Genomic DNA, 11,780 nt, shown 5'->3' with positions numbered 1-11,780 from the left:
TGGCAGGGGTTCTGGTGGCAATGAATCTGGTGGCAGCGATTCCGGTGGTAACGGTTCTGGTGGTAACGGCTCTGGTGGCAGTGGCTCACACGGCGGTAATGGCTCTCAAGGTGGCAATCGTGTTAAAGGTGATAGCAGTTCTCAAGGTGGTAATGGCTCTCAAGGTGGCAATCGTGTTAAAGGCGATAGCAATTCTGAGGAGGGCAACGGTTCTCAAGGGGATAATGTAAAAGATAATACAAAAAAACAAGGTGATAAATTACCTAATACTGCAACGCATTACCCTATATCTATTTTAATGGGTCTTTCAACATTCCTAATTGGTATGTTACTGTTTATTCGTCGTAAAAACGTAAAATAAGAGCAGCATCCTTCCATCAAAAGAATACATGAAATACAGTATAAAACTAAAAAGGACTTTGGATTATATTTTATTATGCAGCCCAAAGTCCTTTTTATCACCTATCAGAAAAAGTATTAATACGCTTTTCCCCAATACACCATTTGTTTAGCTTCTTTACCACAACAAATGCATTCTTCAGCTAAATGCTCTTGCTCAAAAGGCATACAACGTGAAGATACTCCAACTTCTTCTTTTAGTTTTTCTTCACAAGCTAATTCCCCGCACCACATTGCCTTAATAAAGCCTTGCTTTTCGTCAGCTATTTTTTTCATCTCTTCGAAATTTGTCGCAACATACGTATTCTCATCGCGAAATGCTTTTGCTTTATTAAATAAAGCAATATGAATTTCTTCAAGTAATGCTGGAATACGTTCTTCTAATTGATCCATTGGTACAAACTCTTTTTCCTTCGTATCTCTTCTTACAAGTACAACTTGATTCTTTTCAATATCTTTAGGGCCAACTTCTAATCGAATTGGAATCCCCTTCATTTCATACTCATTAAATTTCCAGCCTGGTGTTTTATTACTAGCATCTATTTTTACTCGTGCAACTTTTTGAATATGCGCTTGTAACTCTGTTGCTTTTGCTAAAACTCCTTCTTTATGCTGAGCAATCGGTACAATAAGAACTTGCACTGGAGCGACTTTTGGTGGCATTACAAGTCCATTATTATCACTATGAACCATTATTAGCCCGCCTATCATTCTTGTTGATACACCCCAAGATGTTTGGTGCACATATTGCCACTTACCGTTACGATCTAAAAACTTAATATCAAATGCTTCTGAGAAATTCGTCCCAAAGTTATGAGAGGTTCCTGTTTGAAGTGCTTTTCCATCATGCATTAAACTTTCAATTGTATAAGTTGCCTTTGCTCCAGCAAACTTCTCTTTTTCTGTTTTTTGTCCTTTAATAACTGGTATTGCTAAATAATCCTCACAGAAAGAAGCATATAAGTTTAAAATATTTAATGTTTCAGCCTGCGATTCTTCTGCCGTTTCATGGATTGTATGACCCTCTTGCCATAAAAATTCAGTCGTACGAAGGAACGGCCTAGTTGTCTTCTCCCAACGAACTACTGAACACCACTGATTATATAACTTTGGCAAATCATTATAGGATTGCACAATTTTTGAAAAATGCTCACAGAATAAAGTTTCAGATGTAGGACGTACACAAAGTCTTTCCGCTAACTTTTCATCTCCACCATGCGTAACCCATGCTACTTCAGGAGCAAATCCTTCAACATGATCCTTCTCTTTTTGCAATAAACTCTCTGGGATAAACATTGGCATATATACATTTTCATGGCCAGTTTCTTTTAACTTCTCATCCATCACCTTCTGCATATTCTCCCATAAGGCATAACCATACGGACGTAAAATCATGCACCCTTTTACACTTGAATAATCAACAAGTTCGGCTTTTTTTACAATATCGGTATACCACTGCGCAAAGTCCTCTTCCATCTTCGTAATGGCTTGCACTTGTTCTTTTGCCATAGTCAGTCTTCCTCCTTCTAGAAAATACAAAAAAGCCCGCGTCCCTAAATAGGGACCGAGCTTTGCCGGCGTTACCACCCTGATTCATGCACAAAAATTGCGCATGCTCTCTTTTTGATAACGGGAAATTCCCGCTGCATATGCAGAACTCAAAGGCAGGTTCCATATTGCCTTTTTAAGAATCTTTCAGCCTGGCGGATTCTCTCTCTGCTAAAAAGGTTGAACATGTACTAGTCCTTTTTCATCGTTATAACGAAATAAATTTGTTGATTATCATAATACAAATTCTTTTTTAAAACAATAGCTAATTTTCTTATTATTATATATTCTTTTCGTTTTTTACAGTTTTATACGTAGCTTTTCCGCGTAATTTTCACAAGTTGATGTGCAATCATACCGATAAGTGTACCAAGTAGGACAAAGAAACCAATAAATCCATATCCCATTCCTTCCCACCCACCAATAACCATCATTGTAACGGGAAAGGACGCTAAGCAAAGAAGTATTAAACTAAGTGCAAATATAATATCGAACTGTTTGTCTGGAAACTGTTTCTTTAATAAATATGAAATAGCAAATACAAGGATAATCGTAATTCCACCAATGATGTAAAAGATACCAAATCCATCTAACCAATCCATAGTGTTTCCTCCTTCCATAGATTCCCTTATACTTAATTATATGTTTAATTTTTCTGAAAATAAATAATAAATTTTCACCTGAAAATATATTTTTATTACTAGGTATTAATAGTAATATATAAGAATAGGTTTTATATAATCAGGAGGGAACTTTATGGATAAAGCATTAACAAACCATGTCATTATTTTATCATTCGACTGTTTATCAGCTTTAGATTTTCCTATACTACAAAAACTACCTCATTTCCAATCTCTAATAAAAAGAGGCACGGTTGTCGAAAAAGTAGAACCAATTTATCCTTCTGTAACATATCCAAGCCACTCAACAATCGTAACCGGTAATTACCCTAACAAGCACGGTGTTGTTAGCAATACGTTACTTCAACCAGGGCGTGAATCACCTGATTGGCATTGGTACCGAAAATCAATAAAAGGAACAACATTGTATGATGAAGCGCGCAAAGCAAATTTAACGACAGCCGCCCTTCTATGGCCTGTTACTGGAAGAGCGAACATCAATTACAATTTACCAGAAATTTTCCCCAATAGACCTTGGCAAAATCAAGTGTTAGTTTCCTTATTTAGCGGTAGCCCACTATACCAATTAGATTTAAATCGTCGTTTCGGCCATATAAGAAATGGTTTATCACAACCAGAGCTGGATGATTTCGTCCTCGCCTCTGCTGTGCATACAATCCAGACGAAAAAGCCTAATGTCATGTTTGTACATTTCACCGATCTAGACATCCAAAGACACTATCACGGCTTTGAATCTAACGAAACAATAGCTGCTATCCAGAGACATGACGAACGTCTAGGAAAAATTATTCAAGCACTAAAAGAAGGTGACCTATACGAAGAAAGTACAATTATTGCCCTTGGTGATCATAGCGCTTTAAGTGAAAACAAATCCATCCAATTAAATGTGCTATTCCATCAAAGAGGACTTATATCTCTTAATAAAAAAGGAAAATTAGTAGACTGGAAAGCCTATTGCCAAAGTTGCGACGGCTCTGCCTATGTATATGTAAAGGACAAAAATGATACAGATACAATTCGCGAGGTACAACTACTCCTTGAAGACCTACTTCAAAATAAACAAAACGGAATTGAATTTATACTTCATGATGAAGCTGCGAAAGACTGCGGTGCAGACGGTAATTGTTTATTCATGTTAGAAGCACGAGAAGGGTATTATTTCACTGAAAACTATACAGGAGATTTTATAAAAGAAATTACCGAAAAAGATGTTACGCCTAGTAAAAAATATACATTTGGTACGCATGGATACTCTCCAACAAAACCTAACTATGAAACAATTTTTATCGCTGCCGGAAAAGGTATAAAAAGTGGTGTGACAATCCCATATATGAGACTTATTGATGAAGGTCCAACTATCGCTAGACTACTAGGTTTACACTTAGGTGAAACAGACGGAGCAACTGTAGAGGATTTACTCCAATTGTAAAGAACTGTGTATATATGTAAAAGTTATGTAAAATTCATCACTGTTTCTCTTTTTATAATTTTTATTTTTGTACACTGTTAGTAAAACAAATTTAAGGGGGAACATTATATGAAAAAAATGTCCAGACAAGAAAAAAGCTGGATATTATACGATTGGGCGAACTCTGTATACTCGCTCGTCATTACAACTGCATTATTTCCAATTTACTTTAAAGCAGCTGCAAAAGAAGCTGGACTATCTGGGGCAACTTCAACAGCATATTGGGGATATGCAAACTCATTCGCAACACTTTTAATTTCTATACTTGCTCCTATTCTTGGCACAGTTGCTGATTATAAAGGATTTAAAAAACGTTTTTTCACATTCTTCTTTGGACTCGGTATCGTATTTACAAGTATGTTAGCAGTCGTTCCAACCTCTCAGTGGTACTTATTGCTAGGGTGCTATATGCTCGCCTTAATCGGCTTTGCTGGAGCAAACATTTTCTATGATGCATTTTTAGTAGACGTCACTTCTGAAGATAGAATGGACCGAATTTCTACAAGAGGATTTGCATTAGGTTATATCGGGAGTACAATTCCTTTTATCGGTTGTATCGCTCTTATTATTCTTTCTCAAAAAGGAACTATTCCCTTATCGGTCGGCATTGCTAGTCAAATTTCCTTTGCAATAACAGCTCTTTGGTGGGGGTTATTTACAATTCCAATGCTAAAAAACGTAGAGCAAACACACTATATTGAGCGTCATCCAAGACCTATTAGAATGAGCTTTAAACGTCTTGCTAATACTTTTAAAAATATTAAAGAATATAAAACTGTATTTATGTTTCTAATCGCTTACTTTTTCTATATTGACGGAGTCGATACAATTATTACTATGTCTACCGCTTACGGAACCGATCTCGGTATTAGTGCAACGAATCTATTAATCATATTATTTGTAACACAAATTGTCGCTTGTCCATTTGCTTTACTATACGGAAAATTATCTGAAACATTTACTGGCAAAAAAATGCTATATGTCGGTATCATTATTTATATCATTATTTGCACATATGCTTATTTCTTAAAAACGACACTTGATTTTTGGATTTTAGCAATGTTAGTTGCTACATCTCAAGGTGGTATTCAAGCACTAAGTCGTTCATACTTTGCAAAACTAGTACCAAAAGAATCTGCTAATGAATTCTTCGGATTTTATAATATATTTGGAAAGTTTGCCGCAATTATGGGTCCGGTATTAGTCGGTGTTACAACGCAATTAACAGGAAAAACAAACGCTGGTGTTCTTAGTATTATTGTTCTATTTATTATCGGAGGATTCTTACTAACTAGAGTTCCAGAAAATAATACATCCGTTACACCACCTAGTCCAAAGACTAAAACGCTATAAGAAAAGATCCTCTTCTCATAAGAAGAGGATCTTTTTTATTTTTAAAGGTGCGCCTTATAATGAACGACTCTACTGCTTGTACAAAAATAATTTATCAACAGTTGTTCCTAATACTTCAGCTAAACGGAACGCTAACGCTAAGCTTGGATCATATTTATTATTCTCAATTGCATTTATCGTTTGTCTAGAAACCTTACATTTATCAGCTAATGCGCCTTGTGAAATATTATTTTCAGTGCGTAATTCATAGATTTGATTTTTCACACCATTGCTCCTAACCTGTAAAATTTTTTTTACAACATCAGTATATAATTGGCTCATATAGTTGTCAAAAGTTCCTCAAAGAAAAAGAGAGCAATTTTGCTCCCTTACAATAGTTATTTCGAAACTAACGAATTTGTTAGTGCCTCTTTATTAGCAACATCGTCTTTTTTTATTTGCATGCGTAGAACTGGCCCTATCGCTAATAAAATAAGTGCCATTGCTATACAAAACACAGTAACTAGTGAAGTTAGTTCCTTTAATCCTCCAGCTAATGAAGTTCCAATTAGCATTGCCCCCATAAACAGTGGTAAAATCGTTCCATTTACTCTTCCAACCATATTTTCTGGTACAAGTTGAATCATAAGCGTACCGACAACAATATTAACACAAGCTAAACAAATACCTGTTCCAAATCTCATGAAACTAGTAATCCAAAATGATGTAGATAGCCCTTCTACTAAAAATGAAATCGCTAATATACCCATACCGAATACAAACATCTTTTTCGGATTCACTTTTGAAGCGAAAACTGCAGCAACAATACCACCGAGTAACATACCTATTCCGTCAGCTGCCGCTAAATATTGAACAGCTTCTTTTTCCATACCTAAACGTTCAATTACAAGGAATACTTCTAATGGATTCGTTAATCCAACAGCCAAACCCATAATTGTAAAAGTGATCGTAATCATACGTAAATTTTTCGTATGAAGAACATACTTCCAACCTTCTTTTATATCATTTTTTAATGAGTCTCTCGCCACCTGCTCTTTTTCAACCCATTTTGGTAAGAATGAAAGGGCGATAGCAGATAACAAAAATAAAATGATTAAGCTATATAGTGATGTAAATAAACCAAGTTGTGTATACACAAGCGATCCTACCACTGGTCCAAAAATCAGAAATAATGACTGTAATGTTTGGTTAAATGCAATCGCATTTGCTACCTCCCCTTCTTTTACATAGCGCTTAAATATACGCGAAGATGAGGGCTGAGAAAACTGACCTACAATCGCGGAAATGAGTGTTGCAAAAAATATAGCCTGCCAATAATCCAGCTTTAACAACAAAACAATTCCTATAATAGACAGTACACTTAATACATCTCCAGCGACCATTGTTCTTTTCGGATTCCAACGATCAGCTAGCGCACCACCGATAAACGAGAAAATAAAAATAGGTGCATATTCCATAACTGATAACAACGAAACAGAAACTGGATCATTATTCGTTCGCTCCATTATAAAATACAAAAGAGCCATATTTCTGATCCAAATTGCAAATTGTTGTAAAATATCAGACGCCATAACGAGCATAAATGCTCGGTTTTTAAATAAAGCGTTCATTTTCATTCCCCTTTCACAAACCGACCGTTCGGTCTAATTTATTTTGTAAGAAAAGCAACTGACCTATTATTCAGCTGCCATTCCTTTTAACAATACATCTATTGCCTTTTTATAAATACGTTTCAGCTCTTTATAATCTAATTCGTAGTAAAGCACTCCAAGTCCTGATAATAATCCGTTTACAATATACATAAGATCACGAGTATTATCTTCACGGAACTCTCCAGACTCTATACCTACTTCAATTAATTTCTCAAACATAACATATGATTCTCTAGTTAAAGCTAACAGTTCATCCAGAATCTCTTTACTTACAACTTGGCTCATAGAGAATTCCTCTATTGCATTTGAAATTGGTTGCTGTATGTCCTCTACATGATATTCCGCGAGACCATATAGTTTTTCAGTACTAGTGCTATACAACTTCTCTTTTTCATTCCATTTTTCAATCCAATCATACGTATGCTGTTTCACTACAAATAAAAATAATTCTTCTTTACTTTTAAAGTGATAATAAATACTTCCTTTACTTCGCTCTGTAATTTCACAAATCTCTTCCATAGATGTAGCTGCGTAGCCCTTCTGTGAAAATAGACTTTCTGCTTTATATGCAATTTCTTTCTTTATCTCTTCTGCGCTTCTTCTCATATTCACACCTCTTTAAACCGACCGTTCAGTCTAATAATAACAAATCAAAAACCTCTATCGCAAGAGGCTATATTCCTTATTTAAGAAAACGTACTTTCAAACCAAGTTCGAATCATATGTATGGTTCCAAATTTAAATGCTAATTTAACAAGAAATACGCCTCCCGCAGCTAATAAAAATAACATTACTTTCCCCTTATTTTTCACTTTCGGTTCCCTTTTCATTTCCATTCCCCTTAGTATGTTAAAAATATTAAACAAACGTTTGTTTAACTGTGTTTATGCATATGTAAGCCGACTAATCAAACGTTTGTTTAAAAAGAAATACGCCTATATAAGGCGCATTTTTATCAATCACCACCGCCACCGCAGCTTCCTCCGCTATCTCCCCCAAAAGATCCTCCACAATCATGTGAGCCGCCATCATGCGAGCTATCATTATCAGATCCAGCAAAGAAAAATAATGGTGATGAGCTGTTAGATGAATTATGAATGTTATTTTGTTTTGTAAGATTTACCTTCTTTTTGTTCGATCGAACTGCTGTTACGATTGTTCCAACTACAACAAATAATAGTATGACAATAATAAATTCCATTTAAAAGCCTCCCTTATTCCTCGAATAATTGAATGGTTCTCTCTAGATTTTCAAGTGAAATGAAGCGTGATTCACGAAGAATTTCTTTTCCATTATGAAATAATAAAATTGTTGGCCCTGTAAATACTCCATATCGCCCCGCAATCTCCTGCATGTCTTGTAGTAATATCTCTATTTTCTCTACGTAATCATAATTCTCTAATACGCAATTTACTTTTCTTAGCATAACATCACAAACACCACAATTTTCCGTTTTAATAAACAGAAGTACCAATTGTTGTTCTTCGATATAGGTCGCTAATTCTTCTATCGTTTTAAATGTAGTCATCTTATCCCTCTTAGCGTAATTTACGAAATACTTTGTCTTGATACATACGAAAAGCTGAACTATCTTTAATCTTTCTCTTTTCCATTACCTGCTGAAAACGAAGCGTTTTTGCTGTTAACTCTTCTCGTAATCTCTTTCTCTCTTCTTCATCATAACAGCAAGCAATTAGATCCTCTATTTTTAATATATCTTTTTGTAGTTCCATTTCTGGTGGAATCATTCCCGCATTTTTTTAAATTTTATAACTCATTCTAAGTTCTGGAGGTACCATTGAAAGATCTTCTAATTGTAGTGGTTTTCCTTTTCCCGGAAGATAATCAAGATCACCATTCCGTATTGCTTGTCGAATTTTTTCTTCAGCAATGTTCAAAAACACATCCACACTATTCCCTCCTTTACATATTTTTACTATTATTTTACATGATATTTCCTTATCTTTCTACGTCTTTAATAATTGGCTCCATACAATTTTTTCTCAAATTTATTTATAATGAGCTTTTTCCTCCCATACCGATTTTTCGTTTTCATATATAGTTTGTATTCAAGCCTTTTTGTATTGAGAAAGTCTTTTTCAACTTAATAAAGCGTTTACACTAAATCTTACATTTGTTACGATTTAATCACCCCCAGCTCCCTTGTATAGACTTCGTGATGTCTGATCATTTTATCTAGACGTTTCACACGTCTAGATTCATTTTGATTTATTGGCGTATGCCTTTAAATATATCTTTTATTTTGAAAGGAGAAATGGCTATGAGGTCTCAAAAATTCACACTGCTATTACTATCCCTACTACTTTTCTTACCTCTTTTTCTCACAAATTTTATTACTCCAAATCTCGCATTAGCAGATTCACCAAAGCAAAGTCAAAAAATTGTTGGGTACTTTCCTTCGTGGGGCGTTTACGGACGTAATTATCAAGTTGCTGACATTGATGCATCAAAACTTACTCACCTTAACTATGCTTTCGCGGATATTTGTTGGAATGGAAAACATGGAAACCCTTCTACTCATCCTGATAATCCAAATAAACAAACGTGGAACTGTAAAGAATCTGGTGTACCGTTGCAAAATAAAGAGGTTCCTAATGGTACTCTCGTACTCGGGGAACCATGGGCTGATGTTACCAAATCGTATCCTGGCTCAGGGACAACTTGGGAAGATTGCGATAAATATGCCCGTTGCGGAAATTTCGGTGAACTAAAACGATTAAAAGCTAAATATCCTCACTTAAAAACAATTATTTCCGTTGGTGGCTGGACTTGGTCTAACCGCTTTTCTGATATGGCCGCTGATGAAAAAACAAGAAAAGTATTTGCTGACTCTACAGTAGCTTTTCTTCGCGCATATGGGTTTGATGGCGTAGATTTAGACTGGGAATATCCGGGCGTTGAAACGATTCCTGGTGGTAGTTATCGTCCTGAAGATAAACAAAATTTCACTCTCCTTCTTCAAGACGTCCGAAATGCTTTGAATAAAGCAGGTGCTGAAGATGGCAAACAATATTTACTAACAATCGCTTCAGGTGCAAGCCAACGCTACGCTGATCATACAGAACTAAAGAAAATTTCTCAAATACTCGATTGGATTAATATTATGACATATGATTTCCATGGCGGATGGGAAGCTACTTCTAATCATAATGCAGCTCTATATAAGGATCCAAATGACCCAGCAGCAAATACGAATTTTTACGTAGATGGTGCTATAAATGTTTATACAAATGAAGGTGTTCCAGTCGATAAACTAGTATTAGGCGTACCCTTTTACGGACGTGGCTGGAAAAGTTGTGGCAAAGAAAATAATGGACAATATCAACCTTGCAAACCAGGTAGTGATGGGAAACTTGCTTCTAAAGGTACTTGGGATGATTATTCTACCGGTGACACGGGTGTGTATGATTACGGTGATTTAGCAGCCAATTACGTTAATAAAAATGGTTTTGTACGCTACTGGAATGACACAGCTAAAGTACCTTACTTATATAATGCAACTACAGGCACATTTATTAGCTACGATGACAATGAATCTATGAAATACAAAACAGACTATATAAAGACGAAAGGTTTAAGTGGAGCAATGTTTTGGGAACTAAGCGGAGATTGCCGTACAAGTCCAAAATATAGTTGCAGTGGTCCAAAATTACTTGATACGCTAGTAAAAGAATTACTTGGTGGACCTATTAGTCAAAAAGATACTGAGCCACCAACGAATGTTAAAAACATTGTAGTTACGAATAAAAATTCAAACTCAGTTCAATTAAACTGGACTGTATCTACTGATAACGTAGGAGTTACGGAATATGAAATTACTGCTGGAGAAGAGAAATGGAGTACAACAACAAATAGCATTACAATTAAAAACTTAAAACCTAATACGGAATACAAATTTTCGGTAATTGCCAAAGATGCTGCTGGAAATAAATCACAACCTACCGCTCTTACTGTCAAAACGGATGAAGCTAATACGACACCTCCTGATGGAAATGGTACTGCTACATTTTCAGTCACTTCGAATTGGGGCAGCGGTTATAACTTCTCGATTATAATCAAAAATAATGGAACGACTCCTATTAAAAATTGGAAATTAGAATTTGATTATAGCGGCAATTTAACACAAGTTTGGGATTCTAAAATTAGTAGTAAAACAAATAATCATTATGTAATTACGAACGCAGGATGGAATGGTGAAATTCCTCCTGGTGGATCTATTACAATTGGCGGTGCAGGAACAGGTAATCCTGCCGAACTTTTAAATGCCGTCATTAGCGAAAACTAGACGTAATATCCATTAATTACTTCAATAAAGTTTGAATTTAGGTTTGAGCAATACCTCCTAAATTCAAACTTTTAATTTTATGAAAAATCAAAAATATAACAATAACCTATTATAATTATATTTAATTTCTAATATGAAGTTTATATGGAGTTCATTTGAATTTTACATGAATTTCCTTTAATTTCTATTGTCTTCCTATAATATCCATATTATCCTTTACATAAAGGAATTATTTTTATTCCATTTTGAACTATCTATATATATAAAGAAAGATAGTCACCTGTTAGGGAAAGGCTTTCGTATTATAAATATAACAAAAGAAAAAGCACGCTTATAAGCGCACCATAAGAGTGCTTCTTCATACAATTCTCATGTAAGAGTTCTCGAAAATCATGTTAATCATAAAGAAAAG

General features: G+C 35.1%; 12 protein-coding genes, 1 pseudogene and 1 other annotated feature. Of the genes and pseudogenes, 4 read left to right on the top strand and 9 right to left on the bottom strand.

Translation table 11 applies throughout. From position 1 onward, the window contains the following. On the top strand, nucleotides 1–361 hold a 361-nt coding region (locus tag HMPREF1014_RS25260), incomplete at its 5' end, for an LPXTG cell wall anchor domain-containing protein (RefSeq protein WP_000474401.1). Between the two features lie 116 nt (nucleotides 362–477). On the opposite strand, the gene proS is transcribed toward HMPREF1014_RS25260, so the two are convergent. Both proS and HMPREF1014_RS25250 read right to left on the bottom strand, forming a co-directional pair. Further along, complete coding sequence (proS, locus tag HMPREF1014_RS25255; RefSeq protein ID WP_001040973.1) at nucleotides 478–1,908, bottom strand: proline--tRNA ligase; 1,431 nt, start codon at nucleotides 1,906–1,908, stop codon at nucleotides 478–480. A gap of 47 nt (nucleotides 1,909–1,955) precedes the next feature. Beyond that, nucleotides 1,956–2,162 (bottom strand) — a binding site (T-box leader). A 93-nt stretch (nucleotides 2,163–2,255) separates the two neighbouring features. Further along, nucleotides 2,256–2,549 (bottom strand): YesK-like family protein, encoded by a 294-nt coding sequence (locus HMPREF1014_RS25250; protein WP_000383847.1) that lies wholly within the window; start codon nucleotides 2,547–2,549, stop codon nucleotides 2,256–2,258. A gap of 154 nt (nucleotides 2,550–2,703) precedes the next feature. On the opposite strand from HMPREF1014_RS25250, the gene HMPREF1014_RS25245 reads away from it, so the two are divergent. Together HMPREF1014_RS25245 and HMPREF1014_RS25240 are read left to right on the top strand one after the other, a co-directional pair. Further along, the gene (locus tag HMPREF1014_RS25245) at nucleotides 2,704–4,017 is read left to right on the top strand and encodes an alkaline phosphatase family protein (protein WP_000356422.1); all 1,314 of its coding nucleotides are present in this window, start codon (nucleotides 2,704–2,706) and stop codon (nucleotides 4,015–4,017) included. A gap of 108 nt (nucleotides 4,018–4,125) precedes the next feature. Next, nucleotides 4,126–5,409 carry an MFS transporter gene (locus tag HMPREF1014_RS25240; protein WP_000738814.1) on the top strand — a complete coding sequence of 428 codons (1,284 nt, stop codon included), beginning with the start codon at nucleotides 4,126–4,128 and terminating at the stop codon, nucleotides 5,407–5,409. A gap of 69 nt (nucleotides 5,410–5,478) precedes the next feature. Here the strand turns inward: HMPREF1014_RS25240 and HMPREF1014_RS25235 are convergent, their stop codons facing one another. From HMPREF1014_RS25235 to HMPREF1014_RS31140, 7 genes and pseudogenes are all read right to left on the bottom strand, one after another. Beyond that, nucleotides 5,479–5,730: a helix-turn-helix transcriptional regulator gene (locus tag HMPREF1014_RS25235; protein ID WP_009327606.1), complete on the bottom strand. Its 252-nt coding sequence runs from the start codon at nucleotides 5,728–5,730 to the stop codon at nucleotides 5,479–5,481. A gap of 56 nt (nucleotides 5,731–5,786) precedes the next feature. After that, nucleotides 5,787–7,019, bottom strand: coding sequence for an MFS transporter (locus HMPREF1014_RS25230; protein ID WP_000992566.1), 1,233 nt, complete (start codon nucleotides 7,017–7,019; stop codon nucleotides 5,787–5,789). Between the two features lie 66 nt (nucleotides 7,020–7,085). After that, nucleotides 7,086–7,667 carry a TetR/AcrR family transcriptional regulator gene (locus tag HMPREF1014_RS25225; protein WP_001254433.1) on the bottom strand — a complete coding sequence of 194 codons (582 nt, stop codon included), beginning with the start codon at nucleotides 7,665–7,667 and terminating at the stop codon, nucleotides 7,086–7,088. An 80-nt stretch (nucleotides 7,668–7,747) separates the two neighbouring features. Then, a complete protein-coding gene (locus HMPREF1014_RS25220) occupies nucleotides 7,748–7,891 on the bottom strand; it encodes a hypothetical protein (protein WP_000817975.1) in 144 nt (47 codons plus the stop codon). Between the two features lie 125 nt (nucleotides 7,892–8,016). Further along, nucleotides 8,017–8,262 carry a hypothetical protein gene (locus HMPREF1014_RS25215; protein WP_000394369.1) on the bottom strand — a complete coding sequence of 82 codons (246 nt, stop codon included), beginning with the start codon at nucleotides 8,260–8,262 and terminating at the stop codon, nucleotides 8,017–8,019. 13 nt (nucleotides 8,263–8,275) lie between these two features. Next, the gene (locus HMPREF1014_RS25210) at nucleotides 8,276–8,590 is read right to left on the bottom strand and encodes a thioredoxin family protein (RefSeq protein WP_000206517.1); all 315 of its coding nucleotides are present in this window, start codon (nucleotides 8,588–8,590) and stop codon (nucleotides 8,276–8,278) included. Nucleotides 8,591–8,600: 10 nt separating this feature from the next. Continuing rightward, a pseudogene (locus HMPREF1014_RS31140) lies at nucleotides 8,601–8,972 on the bottom strand (DnaJ family domain-containing protein). Nucleotides 8,973–9,343: 371 nt separating this feature from the next. Between HMPREF1014_RS31140 and HMPREF1014_RS25200 the strand changes: the two are divergent. Next, a complete protein-coding gene (locus HMPREF1014_RS25200; protein WP_001257477.1) occupies nucleotides 9,344–11,368 on the top strand; it encodes a glycosyl hydrolase family 18 protein in 2,025 nt (674 codons plus the stop codon). The last annotated feature ends 412 nt before the right edge of the window (nucleotides 11,369–11,780 follow it).

It is taken from the genome of Bacillus sp. 7_6_55CFAA_CT2, assembly GCF_000238655.1.
GTDB lineage: Bacteria > Bacillota > Bacilli > Bacillales > Bacillaceae_G > Bacillus_A > Bacillus_A cereus.
Note: the sequence above shows the minus strand (reverse complement) of the source record. Positions and strands in the feature narration are given on the sequence as shown.